This is a genomic window from Marivita sp. (assembly GCF_017643905.1).
GTDB lineage: Bacteria > Pseudomonadota > Alphaproteobacteria > Rhodobacterales > Rhodobacteraceae > Marivita.
This window is the reverse complement of record NZ_JAEPMO010000002.1, coordinates 48,792-67,777: the sequence shown is the minus strand read 5'-3', so window position 1 is coordinate 67,777 and position 18,986 is coordinate 48,792. Positions and strand designations below refer to the sequence as shown.

Sequence of the window (18,986 nt, the reverse complement as noted above, 5' to 3'; positions counted from 1 at the left end):
GCGGTTTCGCCCTCGATTTCCGCGCGTTCTTTCTTCGATTTGGCGATCACCTCAGCCAGCTTGCGCATGCCCACCGCGTTGAAAGCGTTGTTTTCGTCCAAAGACGAAAATGGCGTCTGATCCAGCGCGGTCAGGGACACGCTGTCCAGTTGCAGCCCGTATTTCACCAGCGTGTCAGCCAGTGCTTCATGGACTTGGCGCACAAAGTCCGAGCGGTTCTCGTGCAACTCGTCCATGGTCATCTGTGCTGCGACCGACCGCAGAGCGTCGACCATCATCCCGTCGATCAGCGACTTGAGCTGATCTGGCTGGAAGGTGCGTTTGCCCAGCGTCTGCGCGGCGCGCACAATGGCAGCCTCTTCGGGCAGGACCGAGGCGTAGAACTCGGCCCCCACGTCGATGCGCATCCGGTCCTTGGTGATCAGCGCGCTGTCGCCCGCGCGGATCACTTCCATTCGGATCGTCTGCATGTTGACGCGACTGATCTCGTGAAAGAACGGAATGGCCAGAGTGCCTCCGTCGATCACAACCTTCCGACCACCGACCCCGGTGCGCACAAGGCTGATTTCATTGGAGGCGCGTTCATAGAACCACGCGGCCAGCACGACCACGATTGCGGCAATGACCAGAAGCAGGATGATCCATCCAAGGGCTGTCATGTGTAATCCTCCCTAAACGCTGATCAAAAGACCGGCGGGTAATGGCGACCACCGCGTTCGAGCGTGATCCACCGTAATTCCGTAAACGCATCTAGCGACCAACGCCCGCCATAGCGGCCCACGCCCGACGCCTTGACCCCGCCAAACGGCACCTGCGGTTCGTCGTTGATGTTCTGATCGTTGACATGGACCATCCCGGTCTCAAGCCGCCCGGCCATACGCAGCGCGCGGCCTTCATTGGCGGTCCAGACCGCGGCGGTCAGACCATATTCCGTGTCGTTGTTCATCTCGATCGCCTCGTCTTCGGTGCGGAACGGTGCGACGATGACAACGGGGCCGAAGGTTTCATCGTGCCATATGTCCATGGAACGGTCGACATGGGTCAGCACGGTGGGTTCGACAAAGTTCTCCCACGCGTTCCCGCCCAAAGCGACATGCGCGCCTTTCGCAACGGCATCGTCGATCAGTGCTTTCACACGGTGTGCCTGACGGGTGTTCACCAGCGGGCCGATCACGTTGGTCTTGTCGTTCACATGCCCGGTCTTGAGCTTGGCCGCGCGGGCAAGGAATTTCTGCATGAAGGGTTCATAGACGCTTTCATGCACCAGCAGCTTTTCGGTCGACATACACACCTGACCCTGGTGCATGAAGCTGCCGAAATTGGCGGCCTCTGCGGCCTTTTCGAGATCGGCATCTTCCAGCACGATCATCGAGTCCTTGCCGCCCAGTTCGACGCAGCACTTCTTGAGATGCGCGCCGCATTTGGCCGCGATGTGCCGGCCCACGGCGGTAGACCCGGTGAACGAAATCGCCTTCACACGGTGGTCTTCGATCAGGGCGTCGCCGACCTCTCCGACGCTTTCGCGCGAACAGGTGATGACGTTGAACACCCCTGCCGGAACGCCCGCTTCCTCAAGCACTTCAGCATGGAAAAGCCCACCGGAATAGGGTGTGTCCTCGGACGGTTTCAGCACAACGCAATTGCCCGCCGCCAATGCGGCCGCATAGCCGCGCGAGGTCAGGATGCCCGGCATGTTCCAAGGCGAGATCACGCCGACCACACCCAGCGGCCAACGCGTGGCCATCGACACCTTGCCATCAGCCGAGGGCAGTACCTCGCCTGTCGCTTGATAGCAGAGCGAGGCGGAGGTGCGGAAAATCTCCGCTACGAAGCCTGCCTCGAACACGCCTTTGCCGAACCAGCCGCCGCCTTCGTGCATCACGGCGTGGATGAAATCGTCCTTTCGGCTTTCCCAGACATCCGCGATGCGCAGGAGCATCTTGGCGCGCTCCTGAAAGGTCTTGCCAGACCATTCCGGGAACGCGGCCTGAGCGGCGGCAATGGCGCGGTCCATTTCGGTGGCGCTGCCATCGGGAATACGGGCGAAGAGCGAATTGTCCGACGGGTTCAGATCATCAAACGTGCGGGCGGCAGGCACCCAGCTGCCTCCGATATATAGGCCTCGGATGGTGGGCGCAGAGGAGGTCGAGTCGAGCATGGCGTTATCTCCTTGGCTTGTAGGTTTCAGCGCGGCGGGCCGCCGCTTCGATGTCTTCGATCATGGCGCGCAACCGGTCCGACGAGGACTTGAAGTCAGGGATGGAGGGCTGCGCTGGTCCTGTGGCGTGGGGGGCCGCAGGCCGTGGCACGGGCGCACGCGGTGTCGGCGCGGCCCCGTTGCGGCGTGACGCGGCGGCGCTGGCTTTGGCCACAAGATCAGCGATGTTCGGCGCATTTGGTTTGGGGACTGGTGTCGCACCGTTCGTGACGGGTGCTGGTTTGGGTGCAGGTGCAGCAGGTTTGGCCGCCGGAGCAGATCGCGCAAGTGCGCCGACCGATTTCATCGCGGCTGCTGCAATGTCGCTTGGCTTTGGCCCCGCCGCAGGACGCGGGCTTCCCGGTTTCGGCATCGGAGCCGGGGCAGGGCGCTTCGCCCCGGTCGTAGCACCGCTGCCGCCCAGATAGGCCTTCTGCACCGCCGGGTCATTGGCCAGCCGCTTTGCATCATCCTCGTGCACGATATTTCCGTTCTCCAAGAGGTATCCCCGATCCGCGATGAGCAGGCTTTGCTTGGCGTTCTGTTCGACCAGAAGGATGCCCAGGCCCGCCTGTTTCACCAAGCGCAGGCTTTCGAACAGGTCCTTGCAAAGCAGCGGCGACAGACCCAGCGAGGGCTCATCCAAAGCTAGGATCGACGGGTTCGACATCATTGCGCGGCCGATGGCGACCATTTGCTGTTCGCCACCCGACATGGTGCGCACGGTCTGTTTGCGGCGTTCACCCAGCTTCGGGAACAGCGACAGCACCCGTTGCAGATTGCCCGCCTCGTCATCCCTTGCCCGTTCGGCATAAGCGCCCAGCGTCAGGTTTTCCTCGACCGTCAGATCGCCGAAGACGCCGCGTCCTTCGGGCACCAGTGCGATCCCGGCCTCGACGATCTTGTGCGGTTTCTCCCCGACCAATTGCGCGCTTTCGAGGTTCACATCCCCCGCGACATGCCCCTCGCAAATCCCGCAGATCGCCTTGAGCAGCGTCGATTTTCCGGCGCCGTTGGCGCCCAGTATGACGACGATCTCGCCCTTGCCGACACGCAGCGATGCGCCGTCCAAGGCGCGGTGCTTGCCGTAGCTGACGGACAGGTTGCGCACCTCAAGCATCGTCATCCCCCAGATAGGCGCGGATCACTTCGGGATCGGACAGCACCTCTTCGGGCGTGCCTTCGGCGATCTTGGTGCCGGTGGACATCACGACACAGCGGTCACACAGCGACCGGATCGCGTCCATCACGTGTTCCACCAGAATGATCGTGCGCCCTTCGTCGCGCAGCCGTTTGATCAGCGCGATGCCTTCCTCAAGCTCGGTCGGGTTCAGCCCGGCCAGCCATTCGTCGAGCAGCAAAACCTTGGGTTCCGAGGCCAGCACGCGGGCCAGTTCGACACGTTTGGTGTCGATATAGGTCAGCTCGCCGACATGGGCGTTCGCCCTGCGGTCCAGCCCTACCAGCGCCAGCATACGCAGTGCATGTGCATCCGCCTCGGCCCCCCAGCGGCGGCGATGGCCGAACACGGCACCGGCGCGGACGTTTTCCAGAACGGTCATCGACGGCAGCAGGCGCACGAGTTGGAACGTCCGGGCAATGCCCCGCCGGGCGATGTCCGCCGCGGAAAGATGCGAAATCGGGGTGCCGCGCAGGGAAATCGTGCCCTCGGTCGGTTTCAACGCGCCGGAGATCAGGTTCAGCGTCGTAGACTTGCCCGACCCGTTCGGGCCGATCAGACCCAGCACCTCGTGCTCGGTCACGTCGAAATCCATGTCATTCACGGCGACAAGCCCGCCAAAGCGTTTGGTCGCCCCGCGCAGGGACAGAACGATGGCTCCGGTCGTCATGCAAACGCCTCCCGTTCCCGCAATTTCCGCTTGCCGCTTTCGATCAGGCCGACAAACCCGCGCGGCAGCAGGTAGACGATCACCAGAAAGCTGAGGCCCAGAAGCAGCGTCGTCTGGTTCGGGAAGCTGGACGAGATCGCCTCCCACAGCAGGGTGAATGGGATCACGCCGACCAGCGGCCCCCACAGCCGACCCGTGCCACCGAGCAGTGCCATGATCACCACGAGAAACGACAGCATCGGCGTAAACGCCAGCGCGGGTTCGATGTAGATGTAACGCGGTGCCAGAATCGACCCGACCACGGCAGCGGTGGCTCCGGACACCATGAACAGCAGGATCTTCGCCCGCGACGTGTTGATGCCGGAATGGCGCGCGACCTCTTCATCATCCCCGATGATGCGCAGGGCAAAGCCAAGGCGCGACCGTCCGATGGCCCAGCCGGTCAGATAGACGATTGCGGCCAGGACCAGCAGTTGCCAGTAGATGTGGACCTCGGTGATGTCGGTCAGAACGTAGAGGCCCTTTTGACCCGACAAGTTCTGCCCCCACGTCACCACCTGCCGCACCAGTTCGGCCAGACCCAACGTGAAGATCACGAAATAGACCCCCGACAGGCGGAGCGTCGCCAAGCCGACCAGCACTGCCAGCACCGCGCCAAGGACGGCCGCGATGGGCAGCGTCACCCAGTAGTTCAGCCCGTTCTCGATCCCGATGGCGGTGGTGTAGGTGCCAAGCCCGAAGAACGCCGCTGTCGCCAGCGAGATGTAATGGGTCGGGCCAGAGAAGAGCGCCCAGCTTGTCGCCAGAACGGCATACATCGCGATGGTGATGCCGATGGACAGCATATAGGCATCGCCGGTCAGCGGTAGGCAGGCGGCAACTGCCAGCAAAACTGCCGAGAGGGTGATGGACTGCCAGTCGCGCTTGGTCATGTTGTGCGCCTCCCGAACAGGCCCTGCGGACGGAATAGCAGGATGAGGACAAAGAGCAGATAGGCTGCAGCCAGTGTCAGACCGGGGTCGATCAACGTGGCTACGAATGTCTCCAGGATACCCAGCAAGAGTGCTGCGACGATGGTGCCGCGCACGTCACCGACACCGCCCATGATCACGATCACCAGTGCCTTGAGCGTGAAGAGCACGCCGGTCGAGGCATCGAGCATCAGGAAGGTGGAAATCAACGCACCGCCTACGGCGGTCACGGCCCCGCCAAGGGCGAAGGCCAACGCGGACAGCTTGGGCACATCGATGCCCACCAGCCGCGCGCTTTTCGGATCGACGGCAATCGCCCGGATCGACATGCCCGCTCGGGTGCGGTTCAGCCAAAGCCACAAGCCACCGCAGATGATCACTGCCGCCACGGCTGCGGTCACGCGATTCAGTGCGTATGTGTCCCCGATCAGGGTGATGGGACGGGCGAGGTAGGAATAGGAAAAGTAGTCACCGCCAAACAGCGCCAGCATGATGCCGACCGATACGAAGGCGAGGCCAAAGGTGGTCAGGATCGCGTCGACCTCAAGCTGGCCATGCGACTTGGCGCGTTTGACCAGCGGGCGCAGCATCACGACATAGATCAGCCAGTTCAACCCAAACGCCAGAGGCGCCACGATGAAGAGCGTCAGAAGCGGGCTGACCTGACCCGCCGTGTAAAACCAGAAGGCCGCAAAGCCGCCGGCCACAAGGAATTCCCCATTGGCGAGGTTCATGATCCTTGCCATGCCATATTGCAGGTTCAGCCCCATCGCGATCAGCGCGTAGGTGCCACCCAGCAAAAGCCCTGTGATCAGAATATCCATGTGGTCTCCGGGTTAGGTGTGGATGGCCCCGGACCTGCCGGGGCCAACGCGGGATTATTCCCAGCCGGTCTTGGGCATTGCGGGAACGGCACCGTCACGACCGGTCGAGGCCACGCCCTTGAACACGCCGCCCTGCCACTGACCCACGGTCCAGTATTTGGCGTTCGAGTTGTTCTCGTCCCATGTGATCGGGCCGATGATCGTGTCGAAGTCGTTGTTGGCGATGTATTCCGCCACAGCCGCCTTGTCCGTGGTGCCAGCGCCCTCGATGGCCTGCTGCAGGATCTGGAACGAGGCGTAGGCCGGCGCAGAGGCCCAGAAGTCGGGCTTCGCGCCTGTCACGGCTTCGTGGCGGGCTGCGTAATCCTTGAACGCGTCGCCATCGGCGAACACGCCCCCTGCACCGAGCACGCCCTCAGCCGCGGCTCCAAAGCGTGCGCCGTAAGACGGGAACGCGGTGGCCACGGCTGTGTAGAACGCTTTGGGAGCGAGACCCGCGATCTGCGCCTGTTCGGTCAGACCAAACGTGTCAGGCGGATAGGACCACGCGACAAACGCATCGGGGTTCGAGTCCTTTGCGCCGTTGATAACCGGTGACAGGTCCTGCGTGCCGAGCGGGTAGGACGAGTCGTAAACGATTTCAAACCCGGCGGCCTCGAACTGAGGACGCGCGGCTTCGGCCAGTTCGATGCCGAACGCATCTGCCACGTTGACCATGGCGACCGAGTTGCCGATCTCTCCTGCGTCGCGCATCTGGGTCAACACGTCAACGACACCGCCTGCAAGGCCGGTCGCGCCGCCCAGCAGGAAGTACATGTTCGGGAACTTGCTCGACAGGTCCGCGATCTGGTCGGAAATCGCTGTGTGCGTAACCATCGGGTAGCCATAGCGTTCAAAGATGGGGGCCGCCGCAATGTTCAGGCCGGTCCCATAAGGTGCGAGGATGAAATCCGCCTCGTCCTGCGTTGCCAGTCGCTGCACTGCCTTGATGGTCTCACCCGGGTTGGTCTGGTCATCGTATTCGATGATCTCGACCATCATCTTGGTGCCACCGACGTCGATGCCACCGGCTTCGTTCACGTCATGTGCCCAAAGCTGCACGTTCGGCCAGAACGTGACCGCACCACCACCGGCAAGCGGGCCGGTCTTGGGGCCAACCGCGCCGATCTTGAGCGTCTCTTGTGCGGCAAGCGGGCCGCTCAATGCGGTGGCAACGGTCAGGGCCGCGGCCAATCCGAATAGGTTTCTGCGTTTCATGTGTCGTCCTCCCTTATTGGTTGTTGGTTTTGCCCTCGGGCGAGGGCTGGTCGTGCTTGGCGATCCATTGGCAGTCGGTGAATTCGGTCACCGCATCGCGCCCGCCAAAGCGGCCATAGCCTGACGCTTTGACGCCGCCGAAGGGCAGGCGCGGGTTGTCATAGACGGTCGAGCCGTTGACATGGCCGATCCCGGTTTCGATCTGGCAGAGCATGTCCTGCGCCGCAGCCGTGTCGCGACTGAAGACCGATGCCACGAGGCCGAAATCCGTGTCATTGGCGATGGCCAGCGCTTCTTCCGCATCACCGACACGGATCACACCGGTCACGGGGCCGAACGCCTCTTCGTCGTAAAGCATCATTCCCGGTGCAACCCGGTCCAGCACCGCAGGCTGCAAGCCGCCGCCGGACAGTTCGCCGCCAGTGACCAGAACCGCGCCTTTTGAGACCGCATCGTCGATCATCGCCCGCACCCGCACCGCCGCCGCCGGGCTGATCAGTGCACCCAAGGGGCTGGCCTGACCGGGTTCAAAGCGCAGCGCCTCGGCCTCTCGCGCCAAGCGTGCGACCAGAGCGTCCGCAACCGACGTGTCTGCGATCACCCGTTCGGTCGACATGCAAATCTGGCCTTGGTTGAAGAAACTGCCATGGGCGATGGCGCGAGCGGCAAGGTCGATGTCGGCATCTGCCAGAACCACCGCCGTGCCCTTGCCGGACAGTTCCAACAAACACGGCTTGAGGTGCTTGGCCGCACTCATCGCGATTTCGCGCCCGACGCGGGTTGAGCCAGTGAAATTCACACGCCGCACAGCCGGGTGGGCGATCAACGCATCCACCACTTCTTCCGCGTGGTCTGGCGCATTGGTGATGTAGTTCAAGACCCCATCCGGGAGACCGGCATTGCAGATCGTTTCCGCCACCCATTCATGCGTCTTGGGGCAAAGTTCCGAGCCTTTCAACACAACCGTGTTGCCGCAGGCCAAGGGCGCGGCCACGGCACGGGTGGCCAATGTGACCGCAGCGTTCCACGGCGCGATACCAAGCACCACACCAGCCGGTCTGCGCCGCAGAAAATGGCCCTCCACCGGGCTTTCCGTATTGTCGAGGACCTCGGCCAGATCAGAGGTCTGCCGCAGCATTGCCGCGGCCAATCCAACGTTGAAGCGCACCCAATCCGGGGACGATCCCACTTCGGCGCAGGATATATCGACCACCTCGTCCGCATGCGCCTCAAGCGCGTCGGCCGCAGCCTGCAAAAGGCCGATCCGGTCGCGCACTGGGGTCGCTGCCCAATCGGCAAAGGCGCTGGCTGCAGCAACAGCAGCAGCGCGTGCTTCGGCCGCGCGTCCGGCGGCGGCGCGGGTCACCACGGCGTCTGAGACAGGGTCGCGTCGTTCGAACGCAACCACCGGATCAGGCGCGATGTGTCGCCCGGCAATTATCAAGCGGGTTTCGTACAGATGCTCCTCCCCAGGCTCACTGAACGGGCCGTCTCCCCACGGCATATCTCTAAAATCGTGCTGACTTGCGCAGAGTAAATGATATCTTGCGGCAATAAGTTATCATTTTGCGGGATTCTTGATGCCAGATCTGCGTTTTCACGACTCCGCCACCGTGCGCGCCGGGGCTTTGACCGGGGGATTGCGCAGTCGCATCGTCGGTCTGGCGGAAAGCCTGCGTGGCCCGTCCTGGTGTGCCGTTCTGCTGGAAGAGGGCGGTGCTGTATTGGCGGGCGAGGAAGACCGGATCAATGCGCCCGTGCTGGCATGGCGACCCTGGGATGACACGTCGCGCCTGCGCTTCGATGCGGGCACGGTGGGAACTTATGTGCTGCTCAGCGCGAGCGCCTTGGGCAACACCATCGGGCACCTGCCCGAAGCCCGCGACCTGCGCGATGTGGCCGATCACAAGCTGACGGTGCCGCTCACCTCTGCATCCGAACGCAGAGGCGCCCTGCGCACAGCCTTTGCCGGGATACGCCGCGAATTGGAGGACGATGCTGTCGCGGCCCATGTGGTGGTCGAGGCTTATCTGCGGGTGATCCTGATCGAACTGCTGCGGTCCGCGCCGTCCTATTCCGATGGTCCGCAGGGGGCCAGCCCGTCGCATCGCGCCTTTACCCGGTTCAGCACGCTGGTCGAACGGCATTTCCGCGACCGATGGTCGGTGTCGCTATACGCGGAAACGTTGGGTGTGACGCGGGACCGACTGGGAGACATCTGCCAGCGGGTGCGCGGGCTTGGCCCTAAGGACATTATCGACCGGCGGGTGATGATCGAATCGCGGCTGCTGCTGGAAACCTCGGGGCGGTCCGTCAACGAGATCGCAAGCGCGCTGGGCTTCGGGTCCGCGGCGCAGTTCAGCCGGTTTTTCGTACGCCACGCCAACCAGCCGCCGGGCGCTTACAGGCTGTCTTTTCTCAAGGGTTTAGAGCAGGGCGTGTCCGATCCTGCGCGGCCATTCGACTGGCCTTAGCACATTTCTGTATACAGGAATTCGCATTGTCTCGCATTTTCAGCGTATAAATCCGAGATTGACAGATTTCTGTATACAATCTACGAAATGATCAGAACGCCGCAGGGGAGAGCGGCGCGCGCTCTGAGGGGGGTGCATGTCTGATCGCAAGACTCAGTTCGACAAGGCGCTGCTTGGCCTTCGGTCGCTCGTGATGAGCGGCGAATTCGCCGCAAGCACGCGTTTGCCCGAAGTGGCTTTGGCAGAACGGCTTGGCCTGTCGCGCACGCCGCTGCGTCAGGCGATGGACCGTCTTGTCGCCGAAGGCTTGCTGGAACGGATCGAAACCGGCGGGTGCCGCGCCGCGCGCTTCACGCTGGACGACATCAATGACGCGATCGAACTGCGTGGCGTTATCGAAGGCACCGCTGTCCGCATCGCGGCAGAGCGAGGCGCAGACCCAGATGCCCTGGCCGAAGCCGAGCGTGTACTGGACCGGATCGACACAGCGCTGACCAATCCCGAACATATTGATTTCGAGGCTTATATCTCTGAAAACGCGGCGTTTCATCTGCTCATGGCGCGTCTGGCGGGCAGCCAGCTGATTCAGCGCGAAGCCGACCGTGTCAGCCGCCTGCCTCTGGCATCCCCCAGCGCTTTCCTGCGCGAACAGGAACTGATCCCGGATTTCAGCGCATCGCTCGTCCGTGCGCAGCACCAACACCGTGCCATCCTCGAGGCGATCCGCGCCCGGGAAGGCGCGCGCGCCGAACATCTGGCGCGCGAACACGCCCGCCTTGCGCGGCGCAACCTGGACTATCTCGCCAATGCCGGACCGGGGGTCGCGACGCGCGTGCCCGGCCTGTCTCTACTATCTGCAGAATAATTACCTTTGGAGGAAATCACACCTATGCCGAGCTTGTCAGATAAGATGAAGGAATGGGGAAATCCCGTTGAAATGCTTCGGAATTCCCAGATCGGGATGTATGTCTACCCGGTCGTTACACCGGAATTCCGCAACTGGCGGGTAGAGCAGGAAGCGTGGCGCAAGACCGCAGTTCTGTTCGACCAGTCCCACCACATGGACGAGCTGATTGTCGAAGGCCCGCAGGCCGAGGAATTCCTTGCCTATCACGGCATCAATGCATTCGGAAATTTCAACCTGAACCGCGCCAAGCACTATGTGCCTGTGACGCCCGCTGGTCATGTGATCGGAGACCACATCATCTTCCGCGAGCGTGAGGACAAGTTCATCCTCGTCGGCCGTGCGCCGACCTCCAACTGGCTGATGTTCGCCGCCGCTTGGGGCAAGTGGAACGTCCGGATCAAGCACGACCCTCGCTCCACATCGCGCCCCGAAGGCGAGCGCGTGTTGCGCACCCATTATCGCTACCAGATTCAGGGCCCGGACGCGCCGAAGATCTTTGAAAAGATGAATGGCGGACCGATCCCGGACATCAAGTTCTTCCACGTCGACTGGATCAATATCGGCTCCAAGAAGGTGCAGGCGCTGCGCCACGGCATGTCCGGTGCGCCGGGTCTCGAAGTCTGGGGCCCGTATGAGGACAAGCACTACATCCACTCGACCATCCTTCAGGCGGCGCGCGATGCAGGCGTTGATCTAGTCCAGTGCGGCAGCCGCGCCTATTCGACCAACACGCTTGAGTCGGGCTGGATTCCGTCACCGCTGCCGGGCATCTACACCGGCGACGGCATGTTGGCCGATTACCGCGACTGGCTGGGCACCGACATGTACGAAGCGGCAGGCGCCATCGGCGGCAGCTTCATCAGCGACAACATCGAAGACTACTACGTGAACCCGTTCGAACTGGGCTACGACTTCTACATCGGCTGGAAGAAGGACGACTTCATCGGCAAGGACGCGCTTCTCAAGATGAAAGAGAGCAAGACCAACCGCAAGAAAGTCACCTTCGAGTGGAACAAGGAAGATGTGCTCAAGGTCATCGCATCGGCGTTTGAGGACGGCATCCCCTACAAGTGGATCGACTTCCCGCAGCCGAACTACGCGTCCTCGTCGGTGGATATGGTCATGCACGGTGACAAAATGGTCGGCATGAGCATGTTCAACGGCTACAGCTATAACGAACGCTGCGTGCTTTCGCTTGGCGTCGTGGACCAGAGCGTCGAGGTGGGCGATGTCCTCACTCTGCGCTGGGGTGAAAGCGATGACACGGCAAAAACCTCGACCGAGCAGCACAAACAGGCCGAAATTCGTGTCCGTGTGTCGCCGACACCGTATTCGAACGAAGCCCGTTCGAGCTATGCTGAGAACAGCTGGCGGACAAAAGCCGTCTGATCGGCACGAAATTCAGGTGGCGCCCACGCAGAAGGGGCGCCGCCTGTCACACTTGGTCTGACAGGGTCGGACCACTCATGGGAGGAAGACATGACACTCAGAACGACGTTTATCGGAGCCGCTTTGGCTGTGGCTGCCGCTGCACCTCTGGCCGCTCAGGAATTGAAATTCGCCAATTTCACGCCGCCGTTCCACACGGTCAATGCCAGCGTGATCGAAAAACTGAACGCCGATCTGTCGGCGGCGACGGGCGGAAGCCTGACCGTGCGCGGCTATCACGGCGGTGAACTGGGCGCGGGTCCGGTCGAGCAATATGTCCGCGCGGTACAGGGCGTGGCCGACATCACATGGGGTCTGCCGGGCTATACCTCGCAGCAGTTCGAAAAGACCATGATCGTCGAACTGCCGGGTGTTGTGCCGGAAGGCAAATCCGGCGCAGACGCGCTCTGCGATGCGATGGACGAGATCGCGGGCGAATTCCCCGGCACGGTGCCTGTGGCGCTCTGGACGTCCGAGCCGAACATCATGATCATGAAGGACAAGGTTGTCCGCACCCCTGCCGATCTGGCGGGCCTCAAGATCCGCGTCGCGGGCGCAACAGCTGGCAAAGTGGCCGAAGCTCTGGGTGCAACGCCGGTGCAAATGCCGATCAACCAGGTCTACAACTCCTTGCAGACCGGACTGATCGACGGCGTGTTCACCGGATCCTCCACGCTCAACGACTTCAAACTTGACGAAGTGGCGGATGCCTTCACCATCGGCGCACCGCTGGGCCGCCTCGCGTTCTTTGCCGTGATGGGCCAGAACGCCTATAATGGCCTGTCCGACGAGGCCAAGGCGGCCTTCGACGCTGCCAGCGGCTGTGCGCTGGGCAACAATGCCGAAACCGCATGGAACGTCACCGCAGAAGAAGGCGTGGCGCGGGCCCGTCAGGACAGCAAGAACACCTTTGTCGATCTGACCCCCGAAGAAACACAGGCCTTTGCCGATGCCGTGTCTGGCGTGGTGGCCGAATATGTCGCCAGTGTTGGCGGCGAAGCAGCTTTGGCTGCAATGCAGAACTAAGTGTTGGAGCGGATACGCACCCTTGCGGACAGGCTGATCGGCCTGTCCGCCGCTATTGGATCGACCGCTCTCTTGTTTGTTGTGGGTGTGGTGCTGATTGACGTGGTGGGGCGGGCCTTTGGCAAACCTCTCTACGGCGGCCAGGACGTCGCGACGATGGCGACGGTGATCCTTGTCTTTGCGCCAATGGCGCTCTGTGACCGGCTGGGCGGGCACATCTCGGTCGATCTGTTCGAACGCTATTTCCCGGACGCAATGAACTGTCTGATCGACATCTGTGTTGCCACCATGGGCGCGGTTATCTTTGCCACGCTGGCATGGGCCACATGGGACAGCGCCAAACTGTCAGTCATGCTCAACCTGTCGACCAACCTTCTTTATCTGCCCAAGGCGTGGTTCCAATGGGCCTCTATCGGGTTTCTGTGCCTCGCATCTCTTGGCCTTGCCCTGCGCGCGCTTGAGCTTTCGATCACGGGCCGCGACATCCGCAAAGAGACCCACTCATGAGCGCGTCCGTCACAGGCGTGGTTGGGATGCTCGCGCTGTTTGCGCTGCTGGCGCTGCGGGTACCCGTGGCCTTTGCGATGTTCGTGATCGGCTTTCTCGGCATCTGGGCGCTGAACGGTCTGAACGCGGCCACCTCGCTCTTGGCGTCCGAGGCGTTCACCTTGGCCTCCTCGCCGGAATTGGTGGTGATCCCGCTCTTCATCCTGATGGGCAATGTCGCATCGCAGACCGGTATGAGCCGCCAATTGTTCGACGCCGCTTATGCTGTAATCGGGTCGATCCGCGGCGGCTTGGCTTCGGCCACTGTGATCGGCTGCGGCGGGTTCGCGGCGCTATCAGGGTCGTCCGTCGCGTCTGCCCTGACAATGGGCAAGGTCGCCCTGTCGGAAATGGACCGCTTCAAATACGACGACCGCCTGTCCACTGGCGTGGTTGCAGCGGGCGGCACGCTGGGCATTCTGATCCCGCCCTCCACAGGTTTTGTGATCTATGCCATCCTCACCGAGCAATCCATCGGCCGCCTGTTCCTTGCCGGTGTACTTCCGGGCCTGCTCTTGCTCACCATGTTCGTACTTGCGGTAACGATGCTCTGCATGATCCGCCCAGAATTGGGACCAGCCGGGCCAAAGACCGCCCTGTCCGAGAAACTCCGGGCGATTGGAGGTGCCGGACCCATTGTGCTGGTCATCTTCATCACCATCGGCGGCATGTATGGCGGTTTCTTTTCGCCGGTTGAGGCAGCCGCCGTTGGGGCAGGGGCGGTGATCCTGATCGGCGTGGTCACCCGAACAATGACGCTCTCCATGCTCTGGGCCGCCTCGAAAGACAGCGTCGTGACCACGGCCACGGTCATGCTGATCCTCATCGCCGCGCATATGATCAATCCGTTCCTCGCGCTCAGCCATATGACCGATCTGGTGGCGCAAGCCTTTGTCGCGCTTGATCTCGGGCCGATGGGCAGCCTGCTGTTGATCCTTGGCATCTACATCGTGCTCGGGTGTTTCCTTGAAGGCTTCGCGATGCTGGTGCTGACCTTGCCGATCTTCTTTCCCATCGTGCTGGAGACGGGGATCGACCCGATCTGGTTCGGCGTGCTGGTCGTGCTTTCGCTCGAGATGGGGCTGATCTCTCCACCTGTGGGGCTTAACGTGTTTATCGTGAAATCCGTGGCGCCGGGCGTGTCGCTGGGGCGGATCTTTGTCGGGGTCATCCCGTTCTGGGTGATGATGCTGATCACTCTGGCCATACTTGTAGCTTTCCCGCAGATCTCGCTCTTCCTGCCAAACACCATGTTCAATTGAGGCCCCTATGACCGAACCCTGCTTTGACGTAGCCCATCTTGGCCATGTAGAGGTCCTGACCAACAGGTTCGACGAGAGCCTTGATTTCTTCACGCGGGTCTACGGGTTGAAGCTGTCCGCGCTGGAGGGCGACAGCGCCTATCTGCGGGCGTGGGATGATTACGAGTTTCACACACTCAAGCTCACCAAATCCCACACCACAGGTGTCGCCCATATCGGTTATCGCGTGTCCTCCGAGGCGGCGCTGGAACGACGGGTCAAGGTGATCGAGGCATCGGGTTACAAGATACATGGCTGGGTCGACGGCGATCTGGGCCATGGGCGCGCGTATCGGTTTGAAGACCCCTTCGGCCATGTGTTCGAACTCTACTGGGACACGGTGAAATACGATCCGCCCGAGGATGACAAGCCAGCCCTGAAGAACATGTCGAGCCGCTTTCACGCGCAGGGTGTCTCTCCGCGCCGGATCGACCATTTGAACCTGTTGGCCGAGGACGTGACCCAGTTCCGCGACTTCATGCAGACCTGTCTGGGCAGCCGCGTGACCGAACAAATCCGACTGGACAACGGGCGGCTGGGCGGCTGCTGGTTCACGATCAACAACAAGACCTACGATCTGGCCTGCACCGAAGAACATGGGCGCGGCCAGAACCGTCTGCACCATGTCACCTACGCGACCGACCAGCGCGAAGACATCCTGCGCGCGGCTGACATCTTTCTGGAAAACGGTGTCCACATCGAAACCGGACCGCACAAGCACGGCATTCAGGGCACGTTCTTCCTGTATGTCTGGGAACCGGCGGGCAACCGGGTGGAACTGGCCAATGCGGGCGCACGGCTGATCCTGCAACCTGATTGGGAAACCGTGACCTGGACCGAAACGGAACGCAAAAAGGGGCAGGCCTGGGGGCTCAAGACGATCGAGACCTTCCACACCCACGGCACGCCTCCGGTCGAGGGTTAAAGGCGCATTGGTGGAGGCAGCGCCCAAGGTCATTGTCGACACGTGGCTGTCCCGCTTGGGGCTGACCGCCAGTTTGCCTGTGACGCTGGCCAGTCTGACGACCATCATCCGCGCGCATCTGGACCGCATTCCGTTTGAAAACCTGACCGTTTTCTGTGGCGATGTTCCCGAAATTGGGATCGACGCGCTTGCCACCAAAATCCTGCATGCGAAGCGCGGGGGCTATTGTGTCGAACTGAACCCGCTTCTCTGCGCCGGATCGCGCAGTCTGGGCTTTGACGCCCGGTTGTGCATGGCGCGTGTTCTGTGGCAGCGCGACGTGCCGGGGCCACGCAGTCATTGCCTGTGCATCATTCGGCTGGACGGAGCAGACTACCTTGTCGACGTGGGGTTTGGTGGGCCGGGGCCAACCGAACCTTTCATGCTGGGGTCAGACAGCCCGGACCTGCGGACGGAACACCGGGCTGGACTTGGCACGGTCCTGAGCCGTCAGGTTGCCGAAGGCGATTGGCGTGATCTCTATGCCTTCACCGACGAAGTGACGACGATGTCGGATGTGCAGGCCGGCAACTGGCTCGCGGCGACTCTGCCGGGATCGCTTTTCACCCGCACGCTGATCGTCACCCGCCATATCGGTGACACGAGGTTGGTGCTGGAGGGCGCGACGTTTCGCAAATTTGCGAAGGGCAGGGCACCCGAGGTTTGGGTTTTGCAAACTCCGGAGGCGGTCCTGTCGTGCCTGCGGGAGGCGTTTGATCTGGACCCACCGCCAGAACTCACGGACGCGTTGATCGACAAAGGGATTTTTTGACCAGATGGTCAAAAAGCCGCCAAGCCCGCATTGGTGTTCAACAGGAACTGGGTGAAGATCGGGCTGCTGGCTGCACCGATGGCCCGCGCATTGCCGCCCACGCTGCCGGGTTCGATCTGTGGTGCGATCAGACCACGGGTGTCCTGATTGACAAGATAGCGCCGCACCCGTTCCACCAGCTCGGTCCGGACTGCGGCGGGAAAGGCTCCGTCGATCAACACCGCTTCAAAGTCTATCACCGCGCAGACCGACAGCGATGCCTTGGCCAATTCCTGCGCCGTCTCCCCGATCCACGGATCGACATATCGGGACAGGTCGTCCCAGTTCTGCGGCTGGTTCCACAACACGCGCGGGTTGATACCGGCCTGTACCAACCGCCCTTCCAGCAGGTGGATCGAGGCCACGTCGATCAATTGCTGGCTTTCGCCCAATGGCCCCGTGCTGCGCAGCGATCCAAGCGCGCCTGCATTGCCCTGATTGCCTTCGAACACCGTGTCGTTGACGACAACCCCGCCACCCACGAATGAGCCGATGAAGAAATACGCGTAGTCGCGGAACTCATGTGTCCGTCCGTACAGGTGTTCGGCCCGGCATGCGGCCGTCGCGTCATTGACCACGAACACAGGGAGATCGCTGAACCGGGCGACCTGTTCGGCGAAGTCCAGATCCTTCCACGACTTGAAGCGTTGCGACGGCGCGCCGATCAGGTCGTTCCATTTCCAAAGTTCGAACGGGGCCGCGATCCCGATACCGCAGACCCGGTCCCGTTCCTCGGCGTCGAGATCGGCCAGCAACGTGGCCATGCCTGATTCGAGAAAGGCGAACACCTCGTCGGGCAGGGGGTAGGTATAGGCCGTACTGACCTGGGCGCGGACGTTACCGGTGAAATCGAGCAAGAGAAGATCGGCGCTGCGTCGTCCGATCTTCAGGCCAAGCGACAGGACGCCATCGGGCGACAACTCCATCGGAATGGACGGCTTGCCGACCTTGCCCCGCACGGGATCGCCACGGCGCAGGAACCCGTCCTGTTCCATTTTGCGAAAGATCACTGAGACCGTTTGCGGCGACAGGCCCGTCAGGCGGGCAAGGTCAATTCCCGCCATGCCACCACGGCGCTGCAACATCGAAAGCAGCAAGCGTTCATTATGGTTGCGCACACCGCTTTGGTTGACGCCCCCGCTTGCTCCTCTGATCTTACCACCGTCCATGTCGCGGACCTTAGCCTAACGCTGTTTCCTCGCAATGATGGCAGATGATATTTAATAAATAAAGTTTATTTATTTATTGACAGGCGGTTTGGAATCTGGCCTTTTCGCTTTCAACCTGCAGCGGAAACCGCAGGCAGGGGGAAGCGGTCTGAACACAGTCCGTATGATTGACCATTGAAGATTTCTGGGAGGAAACCATGAAAAAACTACTGCTGAGCTCGGCTGTTGCCCTTGCGTCCATGTCCGGTGCGGCCTTTGCTGCGGGTCACGGCGTCAGCGCGTGCCTGATCACCAAGACCGACACCAACCCGTTCTTCGTGAAGATGCGCGAAGGTGCCGAAGCCAAGGCTGCAGAGCTGGGCATCACGCTCAACAGCTACGCGGGCAAGGTCGATGGTGACCACGAAACGCAAGTGGCAGCCATCGAAACCTGCATCGCCAATGGCGCAAAGGGTATCCTGCTCACCGCATCCGACACGTCCTCCATCGTTCCTGCGGTTCAGCAGGCACGTGACGCGGGCATCCTCGTGATCGCGCTCGACACGCCGCTCGAGCCGATTGACGCGGCCGACATGACCTTCGCTACCGACAACTTCCTTGCGGGTGAGCTGATTGGCCAGTGGGCACGCGCTGCTCTGGGTGACGACGCTGCAAACGCACGCATCGCAACGCTTGACCTTGCCGTGAGCCAGCCGACCGTCGACGTGCTCCGCAACCAGGGCTTCCTGCAGGGCTTTGGCATCGACCTGGCCGACCCGAACGTGATCGGTGATGAAACCGATCCGCGCATCGTCGGCAGCGACGTGACACAGGGCAACGAAGAGGGCGGTCGCCGCGCGATGGAGAACCTTCTAGCGAAAGACCCGACCATCAACGTGGTTCACACCATCAACGAACCTGCGGCTGCCGGTGCCTATGAGGCGCTCAAGGCCATCGGTCGTGAAAACGACGTGCTGATCGTATCGGTCGACGGCGGTTGCCCCGGCATCCAGAACGTCAAGGATGGCGTGATCGGCGCCACCTCGCAGCAGTATCCGCTGCTGATGGCCTCCAAGGGCATCGAAGCGATTGCTGCATGGGCCGCAGATGGCACCAAGCCGTCGGCGACAGATGGCAAGGATTTCTTTGACACCGGTGTGGCTCTGGTCACCGACAAGCCGGTCGATGGCGTCGAGTCGATTGACACCACCGAAGGCACCAACCTCTGCTGGGGTTGATCCGACTCACATCTGACTGAACAGTCGTGAAAAGGGCGGGGATC

The 18,986-nt window shown here is 61.9% G+C and carries 18 protein-coding genes; 9 read left to right on the top strand and 9 right to left on the bottom strand.

Translation table 11 applies throughout. The annotated features are described in order from the left end of the window. The 8 genes from JJ869_RS00735 to JJ869_RS00700 form a co-directional block, all read right to left on the bottom strand. A partial coding sequence (locus JJ869_RS00735; RefSeq protein ID WP_292264016.1) for an SPFH domain-containing protein occupies positions 1 to 659 on the bottom strand: 659 nt, incomplete at its 3' end. Between the two features lie 23 nt (positions 660 to 682). Further along, the gene (locus tag JJ869_RS00730; protein WP_292264014.1) at positions 683 to 2,158 is read right to left on the bottom strand and encodes an aldehyde dehydrogenase family protein; all 1,476 of its coding nucleotides are present in this window, start codon (positions 2,156 to 2,158) and stop codon (positions 683 to 685) included. Between the two features lie 4 nt (positions 2,159 to 2,162). Continuing rightward, positions 2,163 to 3,317: an ATP-binding cassette domain-containing protein gene (locus JJ869_RS00725; protein ID WP_292264012.1), complete on the bottom strand. Its 1,155-nt coding sequence runs from the start codon at positions 3,315 to 3,317 to the stop codon at positions 2,163 to 2,165. Continuing rightward, entirely contained in the window at positions 3,310 to 4,047 is a 738-nt protein-coding gene (locus JJ869_RS00720) for an ABC transporter ATP-binding protein (protein ID WP_292264011.1), read from the bottom strand. Before JJ869_RS00720 ends, JJ869_RS00725 begins: the two co-directional genes overlap by 8 nt. Next, positions 4,044 to 4,979 (bottom strand): branched-chain amino acid ABC transporter permease, encoded by a 936-nt coding sequence (locus JJ869_RS00715; RefSeq protein WP_292264009.1) that lies wholly within the window; start codon positions 4,977 to 4,979, stop codon positions 4,044 to 4,046. The genes JJ869_RS00720 and JJ869_RS00715 overlap by 4 nt, the downstream gene beginning before the upstream one ends. Then, positions 4,976 to 5,842, bottom strand: coding sequence for a branched-chain amino acid ABC transporter permease (locus tag JJ869_RS00710; protein WP_292264007.1), 867 nt, complete (start codon positions 5,840 to 5,842; stop codon positions 4,976 to 4,978). Before JJ869_RS00710 ends, JJ869_RS00715 begins: the two co-directional genes overlap by 4 nt. Positions 5,843 to 5,896: 54 nt before the next feature. Then, complete coding sequence (locus tag JJ869_RS00705; RefSeq protein ID WP_292264005.1) at positions 5,897 to 7,099, bottom strand: amino acid ABC transporter substrate-binding protein; 1,203 nt, start codon at positions 7,097 to 7,099, stop codon at positions 5,897 to 5,899. A gap of 13 nt (positions 7,100 to 7,112) precedes the next feature. After that, positions 7,113 to 8,543 carry an aldehyde dehydrogenase family protein gene (locus JJ869_RS00700; protein WP_292264003.1) on the bottom strand — a complete coding sequence of 477 codons (1,431 nt, stop codon included), beginning with the start codon at positions 8,541 to 8,543 and terminating at the stop codon, positions 7,113 to 7,115. A 136-nt stretch (positions 8,544 to 8,679) separates the two neighbouring features. On the opposite strand from JJ869_RS00700, the gene JJ869_RS00695 reads away from it, so the two are divergent. From JJ869_RS00695 to JJ869_RS00660, 8 genes are all read left to right on the top strand, one after another. Continuing rightward, entirely contained in the window at positions 8,680 to 9,573 is an 894-nt protein-coding gene (locus JJ869_RS00695) for an AraC family transcriptional regulator (protein WP_292264001.1), read from the top strand. Positions 9,574 to 9,709: 136 nt separating this feature from the next. Then, entirely contained in the window at positions 9,710 to 10,438 is a 729-nt protein-coding gene (locus JJ869_RS00690) for a GntR family transcriptional regulator (RefSeq protein WP_292264000.1), read from the top strand. Between the two features lie 24 nt (positions 10,439 to 10,462). Further along, positions 10,463 to 11,869: an aminomethyltransferase family protein gene (locus tag JJ869_RS00685; protein ID WP_292263997.1), complete on the top strand. Its 1,407-nt coding sequence runs from the start codon at positions 10,463 to 10,465 to the stop codon at positions 11,867 to 11,869. A gap of 90 nt (positions 11,870 to 11,959) precedes the next feature. Next, positions 11,960 to 12,934: a TRAP transporter substrate-binding protein gene (locus JJ869_RS00680; protein WP_292263995.1), complete on the top strand. Its 975-nt coding sequence runs from the start codon at positions 11,960 to 11,962 to the stop codon at positions 12,932 to 12,934. Beyond that, a complete protein-coding gene (locus tag JJ869_RS00675) occupies positions 12,935 to 13,441 on the top strand; it encodes a TRAP transporter small permease (RefSeq protein WP_292263993.1) in 507 nt (168 codons plus the stop codon). It abuts the gene before it with no gap. Next, the gene (locus JJ869_RS00670) at positions 13,438 to 14,742 is read left to right on the top strand and encodes a TRAP transporter large permease (protein ID WP_292263991.1); all 1,305 of its coding nucleotides are present in this window, start codon (positions 13,438 to 13,440) and stop codon (positions 14,740 to 14,742) included. The genes JJ869_RS00675 and JJ869_RS00670 overlap by 4 nt, the downstream gene beginning before the upstream one ends. A gap of 7 nt (positions 14,743 to 14,749) precedes the next feature. Further along, positions 14,750 to 15,706, top strand: coding sequence for a VOC family protein (locus JJ869_RS00665; RefSeq protein WP_292263989.1), 957 nt, complete (start codon positions 14,750 to 14,752; stop codon positions 15,704 to 15,706). 10 nt (positions 15,707 to 15,716) lie between these two features. Further along, positions 15,717 to 16,517 (top strand): arylamine N-acetyltransferase, encoded by an 801-nt coding sequence (locus tag JJ869_RS00660; protein WP_292263986.1) that lies wholly within the window; start codon positions 15,717 to 15,719, stop codon positions 16,515 to 16,517. Between the two features lie 8 nt (positions 16,518 to 16,525). On the opposite strand, the gene JJ869_RS00655 is transcribed toward JJ869_RS00660, so the two are convergent. After that, positions 16,526 to 17,725, bottom strand: a complete 1,200-nt coding sequence (locus tag JJ869_RS00655) for an ROK family transcriptional regulator (protein ID WP_292263984.1) — start codon at positions 17,723 to 17,725, stop codon at positions 16,526 to 16,528. A gap of 197 nt (positions 17,726 to 17,922) precedes the next feature. Here JJ869_RS00655 and JJ869_RS00650 point away from each other — a divergent pair, with 197 nt between their 5' ends. Continuing rightward, positions 17,923 to 18,942 carry a sugar ABC transporter substrate-binding protein gene (locus tag JJ869_RS00650; RefSeq protein WP_292263982.1) on the top strand — a complete coding sequence of 340 codons (1,020 nt, stop codon included), beginning with the start codon at positions 17,923 to 17,925 and terminating at the stop codon, positions 18,940 to 18,942. Positions 18,943 to 18,986: the final 44 nt, after the last annotated feature.

What these genes read in the sequence shown, in the direction of transcription:
- JJ869_RS00670 (WP_292263991.1), top strand. Translation starts at nt 13,438, where the DNA reads ATGAGCGCGTCCGTCACAGGCGTGGTTGGGATGCTCGCGCTGTTTGCG.
- JJ869_RS00685 (WP_292263997.1), top strand. Translation starts at nt 10,463, where the DNA reads ATGCCGAGCTTGTCAGATAAGATGAAGGAATGGGGAAATCCCGTTGAA.
- JJ869_RS00715 (WP_292264009.1), bottom strand. Translation starts at nt 4,979, where the DNA reads ATGACCAAGCGCGACTGGCAGTCCATCACCCTCTCGGCAGTTTTGCTG.
- JJ869_RS00655 (WP_292263984.1), bottom strand. Translation starts at nt 17,725, where the DNA reads ATGGACGGTGGTAAGATCAGAGGAGCAAGCGGGGGCGTCAACCAAAGC.
- JJ869_RS00710 (WP_292264007.1), bottom strand. Translation starts at nt 5,842, where the DNA reads ATGGATATTCTGATCACAGGGCTTTTGCTGGGTGGCACCTACGCGCTG.
- JJ869_RS00665 (WP_292263989.1), top strand. Translation starts at nt 14,750, where the DNA reads ATGACCGAACCCTGCTTTGACGTAGCCCATCTTGGCCATGTAGAGGTC.
- JJ869_RS00725 (WP_292264012.1), bottom strand. Translation starts at nt 3,317, where the DNA reads ATGCTTGAGGTGCGCAACCTGTCCGTCAGCTACGGCAAGCACCGCGCC.
- JJ869_RS00720 (WP_292264011.1), bottom strand. Translation starts at nt 4,047, where the DNA reads ATGACGACCGGAGCCATCGTTCTGTCCCTGCGCGGGGCGACCAAACGC.
- JJ869_RS00650 (WP_292263982.1), top strand. Translation starts at nt 17,923, where the DNA reads ATGAAAAAACTACTGCTGAGCTCGGCTGTTGCCCTTGCGTCCATGTCC.
- JJ869_RS00680 (WP_292263995.1), top strand. Translation starts at nt 11,960, where the DNA reads ATGACACTCAGAACGACGTTTATCGGAGCCGCTTTGGCTGTGGCTGCC.
- JJ869_RS00730 (WP_292264014.1), bottom strand. Translation starts at nt 2,158, where the DNA reads ATGCTCGACTCGACCTCCTCTGCGCCCACCATCCGAGGCCTATATATC.
- JJ869_RS00690 (WP_292264000.1), top strand. Translation starts at nt 9,710, where the DNA reads ATGTCTGATCGCAAGACTCAGTTCGACAAGGCGCTGCTTGGCCTTCGG.
- JJ869_RS00695 (WP_292264001.1), top strand. Translation starts at nt 8,680, where the DNA reads ATGCCAGATCTGCGTTTTCACGACTCCGCCACCGTGCGCGCCGGGGCT.
- JJ869_RS00705 (WP_292264005.1), bottom strand. Translation starts at nt 7,099, where the DNA reads ATGAAACGCAGAAACCTATTCGGATTGGCCGCGGCCCTGACCGTTGCC.